The sequence below is a fragment of the Acinetobacter sp. B-6 genome, from assembly GCF_056930735.1.
Genome location: NZ_JBXPBY010000004.1, coordinates 123,150 through 142,354 on the forward strand (window position 1 = coordinate 123,150; position 19,205 = coordinate 142,354).

Here is a 19,205-nt window from a genome sequence, read left to right on the forward strand (position 1 = left end):
TCTTGTTTATAACATGAAAATTTCAATGATTTTCATACAGCTCTTTAGAATATTTTGAAATGTAAACCGTCATTATTCAGCTTTAAAAACACCCCCTTTCCAATTCAATAATTTTAAGATTGCGTTGATACTTGAGGAAAACCAAAGGTGTTATTTTTGAGTGCCAATAAATACGCATTGGTCATACGGTAGGCTTCTTGAATAATGGCTTCAGAAATATAACTTTCATTGTAATAACCATGCTTCATACAGGTAAAAACCAATTCCATCAAAATGGTTAAAGTATCGGGTTGTTGAGGGACATAATTATCCACCTGAATCATTTCCAATGCTTTACGTACACCATCACTGACTTTTTTCAACTCGATTTGATACTCAAGATAAGCTTGCCGTGTAAAAGGACCACTAAGAATCAGTAAGCTGGCAATTTCTGATTCATTGAAAAATTTAGCCGTGGTCCGAATCATACTTTCTGAAAGCAGTTGTCCGTACACTTCGATGCTTGCTTTGGGATTATCCGTCAAAACGCGAACAGCAGCCTTCCCCAGTTGTTTCACCAAATCATTTAAGTGTGCGAGTGCAATATGACGCAGAATATCGTATTTCGTCGGAAAAAATTGATAAATGCTGGTACGGGGAACGCCAGAAGCATTGGCAATTTCAGGAATAGAAATCTTTTCAATTCCAATGGATAACAACAATTCTTGCGTAGTCGCCAACATCTTTTCCATTCTTTTTTGTGAGCGTTCTTGTTTTGGTTGACTCACTTTTTTGGTCATTTTCTTTAAAACTGACGTTGACGTTATTTTGATCATCAGATAATCTCTCAAAAAAATCCAACAAATGTTGGTTTTTAAAACTTCCTTGTTCTCAAACAAAAATATAGAGGAAAACGGAAATGAATTTACCCCTTTCCGATGTACATATATCCAAGCTAAACAAAGCCAAAAACTTTGCTGACCCCGAAGATGAGCAACGCAGTCATCGAATTCGTAAAGCGATTTTGGAAGCTGGGAATCAGTTACGAGAACGCCATCCTTGGCTGGTTCAATATCAAGATCAAATCGGTTTAAGTATTCTGGTTACTGCTATTACAGGGATTATTTTCAATATAACACAATACGCTCGCGGGAAAATGGCTTGGTATGTGGCAATTCCACTTTCTGCATTTTGGATGTCAATTTTGCATGAACTGGAACACGATTTGATTCATCAAATGTATTATCGTAAGAATAAAAAAATAAATGATGCCATGCTTGCAGCCGTGTATGCCTTTCGTCCAAGTACAGTCAATCCGTGGATACGTCGTGAAGTACACCTACATCACCATAAATCCTCAGGTACAAAAACAGATTTAGAAGAACGAGGTATTAACAATGGTGACAAATGGGGTTTAAAACGCTTGATCATGACAGGTGACAATATGTTAGCTGTCTATTTACGCCCCATCACCATGATGAAAACCACCAACCGCTATATTCATGCGCAGAAGAATTTATCGAAAACTGAAAAGCTTAAATTAAAGGCAAAGCTATCTGCAAGTTATGCACCATTTGGGCATATTCATTATGCACTTTGGCATAGCTTTCTATTGATCAGTGCTGCCAAATTAGCAATGAAAGTTTTTGGCATCGCACAACCTAAGAATAGCTTATGGAAGTTTGTTGACCGCAGCACAAAATTTTATGCGGTAAGTATTGCTGCGCCTAACTTTCTCCGTACCTTGAGTTTACACTTCACCAGTTCCAATATGCATTATTACGGCGATGTTGAGGATGGAAATGTTGTACAGCAATGCCAGATTTGGACGGATTGGCGCATGAAACCTTTGCAGGCATTTTGTTTTAACTTTGCAGGTACTCATGCAATACATCACTTTGTTGTTCGTGATCCATTTTATATCCGCCAAGCGATTGCTGAAGACTGCTATCCAATCATGAAAGAAAATGGTGTGCGATTTAATGACTTTGGAACCTTTAAACGCGCAAATCGTAGATTCTAAACTTTATGTTTTTCAGGTTGAATTTCAGTTTATGGGGATCTCCGGCATGGGGTCCTCTTTTTTTTATATTCAAACATGCACTTAGACGATATAGTCAATCAAATGAAATTTAAAAAGATATTAGAATGAAACAATCAAAATCAAGCTCACTGATATTATTGATGAGCTGTTTTATCTTATCTGCATATTCAGCACATGCAAAAGATCTCGTTTTACAGTCGATTCAAAATTTAGATGAGGCAGAATTTAGAAGTTCAGAAGGAAATTATTTTAGATTAATTCAATTGAATCGAGGTTGTCGTATAGAGGCTCGGTATTATTTAGAAATGGAAAATCTATTATTTAGTTATAAATTTATTGATCAAAAACTTCTACATGCCTCACGAAAAACCTTTCGTTATCATTACAAAGAAGGTCAAGAAGGCTCACTCATGGCGGTAACAGGTGTTTATCAACATTCAAGCGAAACTTATAAACTCGATGACTTAAAAGTTCAAAGTGAATTTAAGAAATATCAAGCATTGTTCCCAACACGCTATTTAAAGCAATGTATATAAATGAAGGTGCTTTTAAAGCACTTCCATACATTCGAAAGCATGATAAGTAATCAATCATATTGCTCTTGATCACGCCTTCTCTTTTTGAGAGAAGGCGAGAAAAAGGGCTATATTATTGAATGATGCTGTTAAAAAAGGCTTTAGCCAAAGCCGATTTAATCATACGATGAATTGTCTGAGCTTAAGCGATCTTAAAATGACAAAACTCATTTAAACTTTCATCGTCAAAACTAACTTGACCTTGAATATCACAGCTCATATAGAAGTTTTTATAACTCAACACATAAAAGTCAGGAGTTTTCTTGATCACAATTGGATTCATATCCAATGACAACGCTTCATCATGTTTAAAGAGTTTAGTCACACGACGATCATTCATGCAAATCAAATAGGTCTGTTTCTTAATCTCGACTTGCGCTAGACCATTGCTTTCAACATTTAATGGAATAATATATTTGCCATTAACATCAATCACCTGTTGATCATAGCTTTCCAGTTTCTGGGTAATGACATTAAATACCAAGATATTACCAAAGTTGTCTTGTAGCTGAGTTTTGTCCTCAAATGCAAAATTGACCTGAATCCCCAGCTTTTGCAGATCTTGCTCATCCACACGTTTATTGGTTAATAAAATACGGGTAATGGTCTGCTTTAAACTGGCATCAAAGAAAGTACTGTCCAGTTGAATATCAGTTCCTTTGAGAATTTTACCCAATGCTTCATTGTGTGTTCCCAACAAACGAGCAATCACACTGCGATAGTAAAACTTACTGTTCTTCTTGACCTCACGAATCTGCTTATAGAAATAAGTTTGATCATAGGGGCGTTCAATAAAATCATGTAATAAGGCAGAGTTCGCCAAAACAGCAATTGCATCATGCCCTGTATAGGGTAAATGAAGGGTGTGCAGTTGAGGAATTAATGGCTTAATTTTTAAATAATGCTCTTTATCATTTTCAAAATACGGATCATAAACAATGATGTATTCACAATCTTCAACGATATCCTGTGCCTGAATACGCATATTTGCGTTTAAATCAGCGTCATAGAAATCCGTATAACGTTTATCTTCAACTTCTGAAGGATCTATTGAATATTGCGGAACCATAGCAACTACACGATTCATGTTTAAATCTTTGGCATATTTGATCGCTGCATAGCCCCCCATCGATCCACCATAACCGACAATATTCTTGAATTGACTTAAGATGGGTTGCAGATGCTGTAAAAGTGCAGCCATACTTGATGCAGGAAACCAAGACTTTTGCTTAGGCATAATACCGACAACAGCATAGTTATATTTCATCAAAGACTTTTCAGCATTAATTGAAAGCCCTTTAGCGCGAGTGATCAAGTCCCCAAATGACAGGACTAAAGTGTCAGATTCACCTGTTAAATAGATTGCTCTGATATGATCATCTTCAAAAATTATTTGTTTATCCATTCGCACACCGAGCATCCGCTCTTTCATTGGCTGAAATTAAATCAATCGGCTCTTGCCTATTGATTGCTTCAAGTGTCATATTTTATAGAGTCTAGTCAGATAAAAAAGCGCAAAATATGACACATTCCTTACATCCTGCTGCTCAAAAAGGTTTCAGTACGGCTGCTGAACTCTATCAACAAGCCAGACCCAATTATCCACAGGCTGTGGTTCAATGGCTCATCGAAGATTTAGCACTCAGCCCAGATTCAAAGGTGGTTGACTTGGGTGCAGGTACTGGAAAATTTCTACCTTATCTAAAACAAGCGACGCCCAATATCATTGCAATTGAACCTGTTTCTGAAATGCTGGAGCAATTGAAAATAGTACATCCTGATGTACAAACGCTTCAAGCGAAGAGTGATCAAATTCCGTTAGAATCTGAAAGTATTGATGCTGTTTTGTGCGCTCAGTCCTTTCATTGGTTTGCCAATATCGAAACATTGAACGAAATCCACCATGTTTTAAAGCCCGAAGGTCATTTAGGTTTGGTTTGGAATCAACGAGACGAGAACATAGACTGGGTGAAAGCATTGGCAGATTTGCTCGCAACCCTTGAAGGAGATACCCCACGCTATCACAGCGGGCAATGGAAGCAGGTATTTGAAAATCAATTTTTGTTCCAACTTGAAACCGCTAAAGTATTTTCACAGCTACACACAGGTACGGTAGAAAATGTGGTGAGTAAACGGTTGCTCTCAACCAGCTTTATTGCAGCGATGCCAGAACAAGAACAACTCAAATTGAAACACAAATTCGAACAGATTGTATCGGAATATACGGGCAAACAAGCTCAAGATGAAATAGACTTCCCTTATGTCACCTATGTTTATAACTTTAGGAAACTGCGCTAATTGATACGCTTTAATGAGGAATGTTTATCATGAATTTAATACTTCGCCCTTTGCTTCTTTCAAGTTTACTCACATCTATCGTTTTCATGGCTGCATGTTCCCCTAAAGATGGTCAACAAAACAATTCATCTGAGCCGAAAGATGCATCTCAAGAAGTTATGGACCAACTGAAAACCAAACCGATTAAAGCCTTTCCGAGTACGCCAAATGATGCACACGATATTGCCTTGCTCGATGAATATGATCAAAAATTTACTGAAAATAATAATGCTTTAGAAGCTGATCTTAAAAAACGTGCTGCTGATGGCAGTCTAACCGAAGACATTGATCGCCAACTCAAGCGAGATAATATTGAATCGGCACTCAATATGTTGAAAGACTTGGACCTTAAAACAGAACAAGGGCGCTATATTCAAGGTTTACGTTATCAATATTGGGAAAACCAAGCCAAAGTCTATGATGAGAAAAAGCAATCTGCTGATGGTGAGCTTAAAAATCCAAGTGATGCAGTCAAAGGCATGGGAGAAATGTTCACTGCCGATGAACAGCTTGATCACTGGAAGCAAACCACTGAAAGTAAATAATGCTTTAATCAGACTAGGGTCTGTGGACAATTCGTCTATGTTTGCGACTAGGTGTGTTTTTTAGGCGATTCTAGGCGCGAAATACGAAATTTAGTCATTCTAAATGATGAGAAACACTGTTTCACAAGGGAACGACGAAGCGACAAAAAACACGCTAGTCCCCGCTGCGCCTTGCGCTGCAAACAAAGCAGTGCTTTGTTCTTGCTCAGGGTTGTGGTTAAAATGAGCATTCAATTTTTGGATGCTCTTAAAGTTGAGCACTCTCAAAGATTAATAAAACACCCATAGGCTTTCTACCGTAAAGCGACATGGATGTCGCTACTCCATTGTAAGCCTGTATAGGAAGGCTTCTCTGCAATAAAAAGTCTTAAAGGTCTAGAGAACAAGCTAAAATAACAATTAGAGTGATTTGAGCTTAAGAAACCCGAATGCGGCAACGCCATTGTTGATCTGGTTGTTTAGAAGACTCCCAAGCTCTGATATGAACCAATTCAATATAATCCTGCCCTGGTTTCTCTGCTGTAAAACGGAAAGTTTTGGTTCCACCCACACCTACAGCACCTTCTTCACTGTCATTTTGTAAATAGGTTTCTTCAGTTTTAAATATTTTCAGTGGCTGTAATAATTGCCATTGATAACCCGTACTTGGATTTTCAGGAGCATTGAACAACAACACCTCTCCCACTTTCATATCCATGAGCGTTGGGCACTTTTGTTTGAGGGTGTATTCATGTGTTTTACCTACGCTAGGATTTGGACTTTGACAAGCAACCAGCCCCAAACTGCAAACCAACAAAGTAAAACACGCTAAACCTTTCATTTATCACACTCTTTATTGTTCAATTGACCTAAAATTATACATCTCACCTTAGCATCTTCTCGGATTTGGCTCAATTGAATTTAGATATTTTGCTTTTCTAACCATTGAATCGAATTGACTCGAATCAGTTTACAAGCACCATCTCCCACCCCATTCCAATCTAAAGCCGACTTCCAAACCAAATCTTTATCATTCACCTGAACCAAATCGCCCGTTAAACGAACCAAGTCTCCACGTTTAACTTGTTTAATTTTTTTGGCAATTTCAGGATTGGCAGGAATGATGTGCATATTACTGACCAATTGAGTTGCCAGTTGTGCAGGAATAGGCGGGCGAGCCATTTTCCAATTGAGGAATCGGTCATATTGATTGATTGAAATTTGACGGGCAATTTCAGGTTCAGTAAATAATCCCCGTGTCACAGCATAGTCAATCGGTGAGAATTTTGCCTGTGCATCGTCATGATATTCTTTTGACCCTAAAATACGAAACTCACCACGGAATGGCTCCAGAACAGAGACTTTCTGATTTTGATCAATCGGCGCTAAACCATTGGCGATATTAAAGGCCGGATTGGATAATTGTGCCTTGGGCACAGCAGTAGATTGAAAAGCATTGACCTGAAAAGCACTCAGTGCCATCAATGCTGCACAGACTAACTTTTTATTCATAACATGCTCCTCAAACTCAGTACTCAACCAGCAAAATATCTGGACCTAGTATTAACCGATAAACTTAAAATAAAATCGAGTTTCGGTAACAAAATACAGAAATTTCGTCCTATTTTTGTCTTATATTCAAAACTCGCATTGGTTAGAATCATGATCATACTCTTAAAATGACCAAATTATGATTTATAAATATTATCAACAACGCATTTTTCCTCACCTGCTTAATCAAGTCATGCAAACACCCAGCATGATGGAAGGTCGTGCAGAACTGATTAAAAAAATCCGTGGCGAAGTATTAGAAATTGGTTTTGGGACAGGCTTGAATTTACCTTTTTATCAAGCAGTTGATCAACTCTATGCACTTGAGCCAAATCCTGATGTATATCGTCTTGCTCAAAAGCGAATCTTTGATACTCCCTTTCATATCCAGCATATCCAAGCCAGCGCCGAAAAATTACCTTTTGCAGATCATTCAGTTGAAAATATTGTCAGTACATGGACCATGTGTAGTATTGCCGACTTAGCACAAGCACTCCAAGAAATTCATCGTGTATTAAAACCTGAAGGCAACTTACACCTGATTGAACATGTTCAGTATCATGACAATTCGACCTTGAAAAAGTTACAAGACCTTTTGACCCCAATTCAAAAAGTCCTCGCTGATGGATGTCATCTAAATCGCAATATTGAACTTGAGTTATTAAACGCTGGCTTCAAGTTTTCTGAAAAATATTATTTCGATGCAGAAGATCTACCTAAAGTGGGAAGACGCATGTTTATGGCAAGAGCACAAAAAATTTAATCGGCAAAATCAATATGGATTGTTTCAAAACGTACCCGCCCTTCACGGATGGCTTGAGCAATTGCTTGTTGTCCTTTGGTCAAACGTGCGCCACCACTCTTGATATCAATCAATACCACTTCAATATCTTCAGCCAAGCCTTCACCATCTCGAAAGTCGGTATAGCCATCAAAAATCACATAGTCGATAGGATCACCTAAAAACTTGGCATCACTCGGCAAATATTGGAACTCAGGCATGATTGGCGCAAGTTGTTCCGCCATCTTTCCTTTTAGAACAGCACGACTGGTATTCACACTGCGCTTTTGCGCATGTGCAAGTGCCTGTTGATGTTCCAGTTCAAGCTCAGTGATGTATTGTTCATACTCTGCTTTAATCTTGCCATTTCGCGTACTCGATAACACGATTGTCGTTAAAACGATGCCAATACATGCTCCTATCAACATCGCCATCCAGATGGACATGCGCTTTCCTTTCTGTAAATCCTTGGCACAATGTAAACAACTACTAAAGTTTTGTCATGTGTAACCTATATGCTTAAAATTAATGCTAAAGTAGACAAGGGCTAGCGGACAGATATTATTGATATACGATGAAAACAATACTTGTTGCAAATTTAAAAGGCGGTTGTGGAAAAACAATTACAGCAATTACTTTAGCCACAGCATTGGCACAAAAAGGTTATAAAGTTGCATTAGCCGATGCTGATGGACAAAAGTCAGCACTACAATGGTTAAAACAGCGCCCTGAACAAGCAGCGAAAATTCAAAGTCTCGATTGGCGACATGAAAAATCAATAGGAGATGCACCTAAAAATCTCGATTATTTAGTCATTGATGCACCTGGCGCTTTAACCGGTGAACACGCTGAACAGTTAATCAGTGAAAGTCATGCTGTGGTTACACCACTACAACCCTCATTTTTTGACATCGACAGTACTCGACGTTTTCTCAAACACATCCAAGACATTAAAAAAATTCGTAAGGGAAAAGTTGCGGTACACTTGATTGCCAATCGGATGAAAGCCAACAGTGCGAGTTCAAAAGATATTCAACAATTTTTTGAAAAGATTGATCAGCAACCCGTTGCTTGGATTTCAGAACGTACCGCATATGGTCAATTGGCAATGCAGGGCTTAAATATTTTTGATAAGACCCAAAAGAATTTTTTAACCATTCAAGAACAATGGCAACCACTGCTTGATGCTTTAATAGATGATCCAAGTGATTGGTTCTAAACCCAATCTAAAGCAGGTCGGATAAAGCAAGCTTAAAATTTGCCACATTTGATTTTTCAGTTAATATTGAGTGAATCACTCAGCAATTTTTAGAGTAGTTAGTGCAAGACTTCACTTCAAACTTACAACGCATCTTATTGTTTGGGTTATTGTTTATCCTGATTTTCTTGGGCTACGATATTCTCAAATATTTTATTGTCCCTGTATTATGGGCATGTATCATCGCCTATATGACATGGCCAATGTATAAGCGCATATTAAGAATGTTTGGTCCGAACCGACCTACATTAAGTGCCTCAGTGATGATTACGCTGGTTGTTTTAGTGGTTGGCATTCCACTCACCTTTGCGATTTTTATTTTGCAGCATGAAGGTCGAAATTTGTATTTTGACCTACAACGCCAATTATCATCGGGTCATTTAACTGTTCCTGATTTTATTCGTGAACTCCCTATTATCGGAAAGGAAGTCAGCCGAACTGTTCGTGAAATAAATGCAGATCCGACATCGCTTTCTCAAACCATTGGTCTTTGGATTCAAGGACATTTGAACTATGGGAAGTTTGTACTGAATGAGATCACCAAAAATTTAGTCAAACTAGGCTTTGCCATCATGTCGTTGTTCTTTTTCTATCGAGATGGTCAAACCATTTTGGAACAAGTCAGCAAGGCATTACAAATGTTAATTGGACCTCGTATCCATCATTATTTGGATACGATCTCTGAAACCACACGTGCTGTGGTCTATGGCGTCGGTTTAACTGCGGTTGCACAATCTATTCTTGCAGGCATCAGCTACTTTGTTGCAGGCGTACCAAATCCGATGGTACTAACGATTGCCACTTTTCTGATGGCACTAATCCCATTTGGACCACCTGTCGCTTATGGTGCAGTATCGTTATGGCTATTTTCCCAAGGTCAAACAGTTGAAGCAATCGGCGTGATGGCTTGGGGTGTCTGTATTGTCAGTACCGCAGATAATGTGATTCGTCCATTGGTCATTTCAGGTGCAACAAAAATTCCATTCTTATTGATTATGTTTGGTGTGCTGGGCGGATTGGCGAGTTTTGGGCTGGTTGGACTCTTTATTGGTCCTGTTATTTTGGCAATATTATTGGCAATTTGGCGTGAATGGCTACATGAAACCACGGAGCCTGGTATTTTAATGCCTGATGCGACAATGGCATATGAAATTGAAGAAAACGACCTGAAAAAGCCTGATTAACACCCTCTCCTGATACAGGATTCGCCAAATATTTTATTTGGCGGATTTTTTTCATTCCCTACAAGGCACAGCATAATCAATGCCAATTTACCAGTTATTAAATAAACTTATACAATCAGATATTTAATTCACATTGTTTATCCATACATGCTTTGTTTGAATAGTATTTAAATCATGATTAAAGCTATTGGATGCGAATAATGACATCTACTTTTTTTAAAACATCAATACTTTGTATGTGTGTAGCGCTTTTTACAGCTGCATGTAGCACAACACCGCACACAACTAAACTTAAAACACCTCAAAAAACGATTGATGTTCATGCTGTTTCAGCGCAAGGTATTGGTGCCAAGATTGGTACAATTAGTTTTCAAGACTCTCCAAACGGTTTAAATATTTCGACTCAACTCAGCCAACTTCCTTCTGGTTTTCACGGTTTTCATATTCATGAAAAAGGCTCTTGCGCGCCTGCTGAAAAGGATGGAAAAATGGGGGCTGCCCTCGCTGCTGGCGGGCATTACAATCCTCTCCAAACTGGACATGGCACACCAAATGATGGACATATGGGTGATTTACCTGTATTGAATGTTGATTCAAATGGGAATGCTAAAACCACATTGATTGCCCCACGATTGAAACTTGCTGATATACAAGGTTTAGCCATTATGATCCATGCAGGTGGTGATAACTATTCTGATCATCCAAAACCTTTAGGTGGCGGTGGAGATCGTATTGCTTGTGGTGTAATCCAGTAACCTAATCGTTATTCTATAAAAAACCAGAGATGTGGATAAACATATACTTATCCACATCTCTGGTTTTTCTATCAGCGTGTATCACAAAGACACTCATCCAAATCATTCTGCTGATCAGTAATTTGTACTTTTAAAACATTTAATTCGTATCTACATCATAAAAAAATGATGCATCATCAATCATATTGAAATTAAAATTTTCTTCTCTTCATCATCAAAAGGAGAAATAGAATCAAGGCGCTTGATTGTTTAAACACCTCATTTGATTTCAATCATCCATATGCAATGCGCTTTATCGTTTTTATACAAATTATTGAAAGACTTGGCGACTTCTTTATTCTGTACTGTTGAATCATCGTGAATATGTCTAGCATAAGGTGGCAGAGATGTCGCCATGCGGAGCGAAGGATATAGGCAAAAAAGCAATACTTTATTGGCAGTGCAAAAATGCAGTTAAACAAAAAAGTTTGATTAGAGTGACGTTCGGATTGATTCTCTTATTTAAGAGAAACTATATTTTACTCTATGCGTTTTTCAACAGCTTGACTATAGCAGATTCTACTCAAGATCTTCCCCAAAAAGTATATAAAAATTTAATCTAAACGATTTTTATTAATATGAGATAATTTAAATAATAATAGATAAAAATGTTAATATTATCACGGTTTAATAATAATAAATAAAACACATTTTTACTTCATTAATAAAGTATTATCCAACCATACACTTAGAAAAACCAATGCGATAAAATAAAATTCCAAACACTTCAACCAAAAAAATTTTAACCCAATTTGAATTTAAAATGAATTTTTTTAAAATAAATACAACTTAAAAATCAATCAAACAACTCACTGATATTTAAAAAACAAATATATTTAGCAATTAAATTAAAAAGACACTATCTGCAATTAAAATAATATTTGTAATTTTACAATCTAGTAAAAATCAAATAGATTAAATCCGCACTTTAGCAAATTAAATAATTAACTCATTTAAAAAGGCTTTTATTTTAATGAAAAAGATCGTAATACCAATACTTATGCTGTGTGTAAACTCCACGTTTGCAAGTGAAAATAATGGGTCGAGTCGATTTACACCAAGCGATCTTTCTATATCTTTATCTTCTGGGCTTTTACTGAACTCCAAAGCCAAAGAACTGGTTTATATGGATGATCAAAGCAAAGCATCCGAACTCACTTGGGACACCAACAGCGCGAATATCATCAATGCTGAAATAAATTGGCAAATCCATCCTAAGTTTTCTTTTAATGCGAGAGGATGGAGTACATTATCTAAAAACTCATCGGTGATGAATAACTATGACTGGATGTCGGAAACAGATAGAGATTTATTGACGGATTGGTCTCATCATGATCGTACACCACTCAACTTTGCGAATGAGTTTGATTTCAATGTCAATATCAATCTACTGGACACACCACATTATAAGTTAGGTACTTTATTGGGTTATCAGCAAAATAGATACTCATGGTCAGCGATGGGTGGTTCATATTATTATTCTGAACAAGATGATGATGGGGATTATGTTGAAGGATCAGCACTTAGTAATGTCGGAGAATTTGACCCTAATGAGAAGCTTATTGGCTATAAGCAAAAATTTAAAATGCCTTATATCGGCATCTATAATAAATTTGAATACAATAATTTTGAACTGAATACTACGCTAAAATATAGTCGTTGGGTCAATGCATCAGATCGTGATAATCATTACTTACGTGATACTACATTTGATACTAAAGCCAGCAATGGAAGGTATTATGGAGCAATTGTAAACGCAGGCTATAATATTCGACCGGATACAAAATTATTTACTGAATATGCATGGAATCAATATAAACATGTGACAACTGATTTGGTCATGATGGAAAATCAAACCAATGAAATCTCAAGCTCCAAAGATGGTGGTGGCATTTCAAATAAATCTCAAAGCGTGAGCTTGGGTATTGCTTATACGTTCTAATATCTTTTTATCGTGAATCATAGTCTTCATCTATTCGGTTAAAGCCAATTTGATGTTGTGCTTTAAAAATCTTACTACTCAAGACCTGTGAAGATGAAAATTCAGCTTTACAATATGTGGATAACCATGCAGTTATCCACATATTACTTTATTTTTGATGAGCAAGTGCATAACGGCGGCAGTGATCCAAATAACCCGCTTCATGTACACTGATTAATTCCACAATACTGCGCCACAACCAAAATGGAGCATCTATGGTTTTAGACTGATTTCGTTGCAGCTCTTTGAGCCAACTATTTCGAGTTGAATCATCCATTTGCCGAACATGTGCTCGTCCTACCACAAAAGCCAAATAAAACGCCAAATCTCTCGCCCCAGTTTGATTCATGCCCTCGATTTCTAATTTTAAATCCTGCGGTAATAACTCACGAATAAAGATCGATCGCTCTAAAAATTTGGTTGCTCGCATTCGCTCACCCAGATAAGGGGATAAATGTCGTGCACCTTCCACAATTCGCATTGCATTGTCTTTCGGCATCGGCGCATTTGAATAGCGAGGCGCTAAAGCTGTGGTGGCTTCTTTTAAATCCATTAAACACAAGCCTTTACCATCTCTGACAATATGATTGGATGAATCCATTAAAACGATATAGCGCAATAAGCCTAAAGAACTGCAGCCTTTCACCCAGTACGCCGAATCAATCACTTTGAGCTGTGCTGATGCATCACGCTGCCCAATCATTTTGACCAAATCTTCTATATCTGGTTGAGCAAAAACATTGTGTATTTCCAACTGCTCTTTTTTTAATAACGGCCAAAATCGTTTACCCAAGGTAATTTGTGGTTTTACATCTTCCAGACGTTCTTTTGCTAAGCTTTTCCATGATCGTTTCACTGCTTTTTCCATCACACTGTGTACTAAAGCAGGACGCTGTAACTGATCACTTGTTCGACCACTACGTTCCAGCGCATAAATATAGCCAGCATACAGCGCTTCAATCATTTGTGCAGTCACCACACCCGGTAAGTCTGAACTGCGTACTGCTGTTGCTAAAGATAAACCTAAACGAATCAAATCATTGGCTGGATTACCAATCACAGTCTGATCCAAGTCCCTAATTTCAATGTCAATCTTCCCTTCAGCATTGGCAACAGGACCTAAATTCCCAGTATGGCAATCGCCACAAATCCAAATTGCAGGACCTTGAGGAATGGAGCTAATTTCAGCTTGTTTGAGCCAATCATAATATTTAGCAGTATTGCCGCGTACATAAGCATGGATTGAACGTGCCATTTTTAAATTACGGCGTTCGGTTAACTCAGCATTACGATAACGCGGTTGTTTAATTGCGGTGTTTTGTTTTTTTAACATTGTCGATATTTTTAAGCATTCAATGATTTATTCTGGATGTTTTTAATCTGCTGCGTAATAGGCAATCTGTATATAAAATGTTGAATTTTCCTATTAATTTTTACATTTCCACAGCGAATAAAGCATCTGAAAGTATCATAAATGAGTAAAATATAAAGACTCCCTATCTGCGAAACGATATTGTGAATAGCGTTCATCAAATCTTTCAAAATCTAAAGTCAAATTCAACATTCATTTATTGCTTACAGATTTTGATTGTTTTCACAGGAACAACGCTGGGGCTTTATTTTCTTGGCTATCAGCAATTGATTGTTCCTTTGACGCTTGGAGCAATTGCAACAGCATTGACTGACTTTGATGATCGTCTCAGTATTCGCTTAAGAAATCTTGGACTGGTGTGTGTTCTATTTTTTAGCGTCAGCAGTATCTTAGATTTTTTACATCCCTATAAACTTTTATTCTTAATTTATTTATCCCTTTCCAGTGCCGCTTTTATATTAATGGGTGCATTGGGGCAACGCTATGCCACCATTTCTTTTGGTACTGTGTTACTTTCAATTTATACCATGTTTGGCTTAGGTGAATATTCTGAGTGGTATCAACAGCCGAGTTACTTTGTCATGGGAGCGCTCTGGTATGGTCTGACTTCGATTATTTTTTATCTACTTAAACCAACGCAAGCTGTACAGGACAATTTATCAAACAGTTTCAATAATCTTTGCGACTTACTCATGGCAAAAGCCAAACTGTTCGACCCTGATAATAAAGACAATGTTGAACAACTTTTATATGATCTTTCATTAAAAAATAGTGTTGTGGTACACAGCTTAAATACCACCAAAGCATCATTACTGACTCGTTTGAAAGCCTCACGCGCCAATAAAAATACCATTTATTGGCTGAATTTATATTTTCTCGCCCAAGATATCCATGAACAAGCCACATCCAATTATCTACATTATGAAAGGATCCAACAGAACTTTAGCCGTACCGATTTAATTTATCGAATTCAAAAGAATGTACGTTTACAAGCACAGCATTGTCAAAAGCTCGCTGAGTCTATTTTAAAACGTCATACTTTTACAGTTCATGCAGACCATAGTACGGTCTTAGCACATTTAGAAAGTTCCATGCATGATTGGATTCAACAAAATCCACATAATTTAGAAGTAAAAAACTTAGTTTTGGTTTTAAGAAATTTAAAAAATGTTCAAGACCAGTTCACCAACCTCAGTATTGAACAGGTCAATTATCAACAAAGCTACAGTCAACACCGGGATAATTTAAATTTATTGGATGACGATATCCACGGCATACAAGATCTTTGGCTCAAGATCAAACAACATTTAACCCCAAAGTCAGCCCTGTTTCGTCATGCTGTCCGGATTGGTTTTGTGTTCGCTGTGGGCTATGCCATGTCTTTATTGCCTTTTGCCAAAAATGGTTACTGGATTTTATTGACCAGCTTATTTGTCTGCCAAATCAGCTACTTTGCCACGAAAAGCCGTTTAAAAATGCGAACGTTGGGCACTGTTTTAGGTGTCATTTTAGGAATTCCAATCTTATATTTTGTACCCAGTATTGAAGGTCAGTTGGTACTTACCATTATTTTTGGGGTGTATTTTTTCTATTTGCGTTCCAAAAAATATGCCATGGCGACATTAATGGCAACCCTGATGGTCTTGTTGATTTTTAATCTTAAAGGTGCAGGCTATGCCATCATTTTACCGCGCATCATAGATACACTTTTAGGCTGTTTAATCGCATGGTTTGCTGTCAGCTTTATTTGGCCGGATTGGAATTTCCGAAATATTTCCAACAATATTCTAAAGAGCAGTAAAGCAACCCTAGATTATTTCGATGCTGTGGTAGAACAATATCAACAAGGGCGCACAAACAGTATTGATTATCGTAAAGCCCGTCGTGCAGCCCACAATGCGCAAATTGAATTATCCACCATGATTTCCAGCCTTAGTGCCGAACCCAATCCCAATCAAGATTTAATTCATCATGCATTTAGGTACTTGGTCTATAGTCATAGTCAACTCAGTTATGTATCTGCTCTCGGCAGCCATCGTGAACAGGTACATGATCAACAAATTTTAGATTTAATGCTTTGGTGTAAACACACCTTGAATGAGGCTTTACTCAATCAAGCCCCTTTAAATGAGGCTGCGATTGACCAGAAATTGGCAGAAATACAAAGTTTAAGTGATCAAGACAATTTATCAGATGGTTTACTATTAGCCTTAAAACAAATCAGTTTATTATTGGAAACCTTACCTGAGTTGTTAAGACTTAAAACAACTTTACTTGGATTAGAAATTAAATAGAAATGACGACATGATTTGAGAGGGTTCAAATGAAACTTAAACAGCATTTACAATTAGTCGCCGCTTTATTCACGCTAGGTGCCATGACATCTAGTTATGCAGATACTCAATTTAATCAAAACTTAGAGCAATTTTTAGAATGTAAGAAAACGCTCAGTGATTATTATGGTCTAGGTTTTGAGTTTGAAGACAATCTAAAAAAGAATGGTTGGATCAAACAAGGGGAAGATTATTCATATGTGAGTAAAGAACCCATCAAAGTCTTTGGTCAAACAAGCCATGAAATTAGTTTGGTTGCTGGTGGCATGTTGGCTGTATTTAAAAATGCCAATACCAAAGAACTTGCTGAAAAATTTAAAATTTCTCAAAATCGATTTTTTAAAGATATGCCGTATTTTTCAGGCGAAAAAATTGTAAAAACTGATCCTGCGACCAAAGACGCTGAAAAGTCTGTTCGAAAACTGACCCTTGCTGAATCCAATCCTGTTATCAATGAAGGAGAAAATAAAACTTATCTGGGTTGCGTTTATATTTCCGAGTTTGAACAACAGCAACAAGAAGCTGCACTTGAAGCCGCACAGTAATCAACAAACATCGAAATCGAGAATGCTTAAAGATTTAATGCTATGCCAATTCTGCATACTTTTCAATAAATCATAAAAAACTGATGTGTAATAATGACTTTCGATTGTGATATTTTAACAACATGATCGAGGTCATTTTTACACTGAATAACATCACTTAATGGAACTGATGAGAGTGATAAATATATTCAACTTTTGAACACAATTCGGTTAGACTCAAGATTCATTCTCATTTGACTAAGTGACCATGAATATCAAAACTTTACGTCTTGTTGGTTTTCTTGAAGGGATTTCCTTTCTTCTCCTGCTGTTTATTGCAATGCCGCTCAAATATATTTGGGATAACCCAATCTATGTGAAATACGTTGGTATGGGACACGGCTTACTCTTTATTGCCTTTCTTGCCGTTCTATTTATTGTTTGTCAAAAGCAAAAATGGTCACTCAAAATGTTTATTTTAGGCTTAATCGCTTCAATTTTACCTTTTGGACCCTTTGTCTTTGATCATAAATTAAAGCAAGCGCAATCTTCTTAATCTCCATTAGGTACATAGTTTTAAAGCTCCCTTTCCTTTAGGAAAGGGAGCTTTTTGAATTTTAAAAAATACCGTCTACCTGACGTTGTTTCATAATTGCTTTTAATAACCCACGTGGAATTGTGAACCATAAAGCAATCAATGCAAAACATGACAAAGCATACGCCCAGAGATGGAAGTGCTCATATAAAATTCGTATCAGTTCAATGACAAAGAAAAAGGTAAACATCATCAAGACTGAAACAGCAGCGGCAACTGTACCTTTAGAAACCTCTGAAGACATCAAGGCAAAACGATACAGCACGGAGAAACTGATCCCTTCACCAAAACTCACCAAGGTCATGCCTAAAATGACGCAATATAAAAAATATTCGCGCCAGAGCACACCTGCGAACACAATCACAGTGCCCAAAAGCATCAATGGCAAGCCAATTAACACTGTTTTTCCAAGCGCCAAACGATCAATCACTCGAATCAGCACAATATTACCTAAGATCAGCCCGCCCAATACAGGAAACTGCGCTAATCCATATTGCAGACTCGTCAGCCCTAGTTCTTCAACCAACATCACTGGGGACAGAGCAATCCACAGCATTAAAGGCATCGCCACCATAGGCAGACCTAAAGTCATTCCCATAAAGGTCTTATTCTTAAAGACTTTCTTATAGTCATCCCAAATATAACTCAATGGTTGTTTTGGAATACTGATGCGACGCGCTGGCATTTTAGCCTTTAAACCAAACCAACTCAGAAAGGCTAAAAATGCAATGCCAATAAAGCCCCAATGCCACGATACATGATCAATCAGGAAAGCACCTACGACAGGTCCAATTAACGGCGCCAGTAGAGAAATGTTAGCCATGAGTGCCATGACTTTAATTGCATCACGTTCTTCAAAAGTTTCCTGAATTGCAGCATAACCAACCGCTGCAATCACGGATAAACCAAAGCCTTGTAAAAATCTCAAAGCGAGAAAACTTTCAATATGATGTGTCAGTAAGATCAATAAGCAGGTGATAACAAAGAATGCCACACCAGCCAATAAGACTTTTTTTCGTCCTAATCGGTCAGATAATGGCCCCAATAAGCCTGCGACACATGCACCACCAAGCAGATAAAAGGACATCGACGACGGTGCCCATGCACTACTTACGCCAAATTCCTTGGTAATCGCGAGCATAGCCGGCTGAACCAAATCATTTCCGATATACACTGAAAACTCAAAAAGCACCAACGCCAATGGAAACATGAGCGTAGCGCGACTCAAACTTGCAGTGTGTTCTTGTTGCACTGAATTTTGCATTGTTTTCTACATATCATTATAGGCTTGCTGGAGTGACACTATTTTTCTAAAGATAAGCGTCATCCCAATGACAAGCACTGAAATTTAAATATTAAGTTGTGGAATTTAC

At 37.5% G+C, this 19,205-nt stretch carries 19 protein-coding genes; 12 read left to right on the forward strand and 7 right to left on the reverse strand.

The annotated features are described in order from the left end of the window. Positions 1-113 precede the first annotated feature (113 nt). Entirely contained in the window at positions 114-815 is a 702-nt protein-coding gene (locus tag AC1Z3T_RS06670) for a TetR/AcrR family transcriptional regulator (RefSeq protein WP_004826499.1), read from the reverse strand. 83 nt (positions 816-898) lie between these two features. Between AC1Z3T_RS06670 and AC1Z3T_RS06675 the strand changes: the two genes are divergently transcribed. Next, positions 899-2,002 (forward strand): fatty acid desaturase, encoded by a 1,104-nt coding sequence (locus AC1Z3T_RS06675; protein ID WP_100886049.1) that lies wholly within the window; start codon positions 899-901, stop codon positions 2,000-2,002. Positions 2,003-2,127: 125 nt separating this feature from the next. Next, complete coding sequence (locus tag AC1Z3T_RS06680) at positions 2,128-2,559, forward strand: hypothetical protein (RefSeq protein ID WP_100886050.1); 432 nt, start codon at positions 2,128-2,130, stop codon at positions 2,557-2,559. A gap of 181 nt (positions 2,560-2,740) precedes the next feature. Here AC1Z3T_RS06680 and AC1Z3T_RS06685 read toward each other — a convergent pair whose 3' ends face one another. Continuing rightward, entirely contained in the window at positions 2,741-4,003 is a 1,263-nt protein-coding gene (locus AC1Z3T_RS06685) for a hypothetical protein (RefSeq protein WP_035301289.1), read from the reverse strand. 116 nt (positions 4,004-4,119) lie between these two features. On the opposite strand from AC1Z3T_RS06685, the gene AC1Z3T_RS06690 reads away from it, so the two are divergent. Both AC1Z3T_RS06690 and AC1Z3T_RS06695 read left to right on the forward strand, forming a co-directional pair. After that, on the forward strand, positions 4,120-4,896 hold the full coding sequence (locus AC1Z3T_RS06690) for a class I SAM-dependent methyltransferase (RefSeq protein ID WP_009586166.1): 777 nt from the start codon (positions 4,120-4,122) through the stop codon (positions 4,894-4,896). 29 nt (positions 4,897-4,925) lie between these two features. Further along, positions 4,926-5,480, forward strand: a complete 555-nt coding sequence (locus tag AC1Z3T_RS06695; RefSeq protein WP_004826494.1) for a hypothetical protein — start codon at positions 4,926-4,928, stop codon at positions 5,478-5,480. Between the two features lie 415 nt (positions 5,481-5,895). On the opposite strand, the gene AC1Z3T_RS06700 is transcribed toward AC1Z3T_RS06695, so the two are convergent. Both AC1Z3T_RS06700 and AC1Z3T_RS06705 read right to left on the reverse strand, forming a co-directional pair. After that, positions 5,896-6,300, reverse strand: a complete 405-nt coding sequence (locus AC1Z3T_RS06700) for a protease inhibitor I42 family protein (RefSeq protein ID WP_004826493.1) — start codon at positions 6,298-6,300, stop codon at positions 5,896-5,898. A gap of 80 nt (positions 6,301-6,380) precedes the next feature. Further along, positions 6,381-6,971, reverse strand: coding sequence for a hypothetical protein (locus tag AC1Z3T_RS06705; protein WP_004826492.1), 591 nt, complete (start codon positions 6,969-6,971; stop codon positions 6,381-6,383). A gap of 178 nt (positions 6,972-7,149) precedes the next feature. On the opposite strand from AC1Z3T_RS06705, the gene AC1Z3T_RS06710 reads away from it, so the two are divergent. Continuing rightward, complete coding sequence (locus AC1Z3T_RS06710; RefSeq protein WP_100886051.1) at positions 7,150-7,773, forward strand: class I SAM-dependent methyltransferase; 624 nt, start codon at positions 7,150-7,152, stop codon at positions 7,771-7,773. Here AC1Z3T_RS06710 and AC1Z3T_RS06715 read toward each other — a convergent pair. After that, positions 7,770-8,237, reverse strand: a complete 468-nt coding sequence (locus tag AC1Z3T_RS06715; protein ID WP_009586148.1) for a Holliday junction resolvase-like protein — start codon at positions 8,235-8,237, stop codon at positions 7,770-7,772. The genes AC1Z3T_RS06710 and AC1Z3T_RS06715 overlap by 4 nt on opposite strands. 128 nt (positions 8,238-8,365) lie before the next feature. On the opposite strand from AC1Z3T_RS06715, the gene AC1Z3T_RS06720 reads away from it, so the two are divergent. The 4 genes from AC1Z3T_RS06720 (at position 8,366) to AC1Z3T_RS06735 (ending at position 12,969) form a co-directional block, all read left to right on the forward strand. Next, complete coding sequence (locus tag AC1Z3T_RS06720; RefSeq protein WP_004826486.1) at positions 8,366-9,010, forward strand: ParA family protein; 645 nt, start codon at positions 8,366-8,368, stop codon at positions 9,008-9,010. A 101-nt stretch (positions 9,011-9,111) separates the two neighbouring features. After that, positions 9,112-10,233 (forward strand): AI-2E family transporter, encoded by a 1,122-nt coding sequence (locus AC1Z3T_RS06725; RefSeq protein WP_009586180.1) that lies wholly within the window; start codon positions 9,112-9,114, stop codon positions 10,231-10,233. A gap of 200 nt (positions 10,234-10,433) precedes the next feature. After that, the gene (sodC, locus tag AC1Z3T_RS06730) at positions 10,434-10,988 is read left to right on the forward strand and encodes a superoxide dismutase family protein (protein ID WP_009586124.1); all 555 of its coding nucleotides are present in this window, start codon (positions 10,434-10,436) and stop codon (positions 10,986-10,988) included. A gap of 1,012 nt (positions 10,989-12,000) precedes the next feature. Beyond that, positions 12,001-12,969: an omptin family outer membrane protease gene (locus AC1Z3T_RS06735; RefSeq protein WP_151713817.1), complete on the forward strand. Its 969-nt coding sequence runs from the start codon at positions 12,001-12,003 to the stop codon at positions 12,967-12,969. A 148-nt stretch (positions 12,970-13,117) separates the two neighbouring features. On the opposite strand, the gene AC1Z3T_RS06740 is transcribed toward AC1Z3T_RS06735, so the two are convergent. Beyond that, the gene (locus AC1Z3T_RS06740) at positions 13,118-14,341 is read right to left on the reverse strand and encodes a DUF2252 family protein (RefSeq protein WP_419320148.1); all 1,224 of its coding nucleotides are present in this window, start codon (positions 14,339-14,341) and stop codon (positions 13,118-13,120) included. Between the two features lie 182 nt (positions 14,342-14,523). Here AC1Z3T_RS06740 and yccS point away from each other — a divergent pair, with 182 nt between their 5' ends. From yccS to AC1Z3T_RS06755, 3 genes are all read left to right on the forward strand, one after another. Next, positions 14,524-16,674: a YccS family putative transporter gene (yccS, locus tag AC1Z3T_RS06745; RefSeq protein ID WP_419320150.1), complete on the forward strand. Its 2,151-nt coding sequence runs from the start codon at positions 14,524-14,526 to the stop codon at positions 16,672-16,674. Positions 16,675-16,703: 29 nt separating this feature from the next. Then, entirely contained in the window at positions 16,704-17,258 is a 555-nt protein-coding gene (locus AC1Z3T_RS06750; RefSeq protein ID WP_009586115.1) for a hypothetical protein, read from the forward strand. A 247-nt stretch (positions 17,259-17,505) separates the two neighbouring features. Continuing rightward, complete coding sequence (locus AC1Z3T_RS06755) at positions 17,506-17,793, forward strand: DUF3817 domain-containing protein (RefSeq protein ID WP_005035475.1); 288 nt, start codon at positions 17,506-17,508, stop codon at positions 17,791-17,793. Between the two features lie 61 nt (positions 17,794-17,854). Here the strand turns inward: AC1Z3T_RS06755 and craA are convergent, their stop codons facing one another. Continuing rightward, the gene (gene craA / locus AC1Z3T_RS06760) at positions 17,855-19,096 is read right to left on the reverse strand and encodes a chloramphenicol efflux MFS transporter CraA (protein ID WP_419320152.1); all 1,242 of its coding nucleotides are present in this window, start codon (positions 19,094-19,096) and stop codon (positions 17,855-17,857) included. Positions 19,097-19,205: the final 109 nt, after the last annotated feature.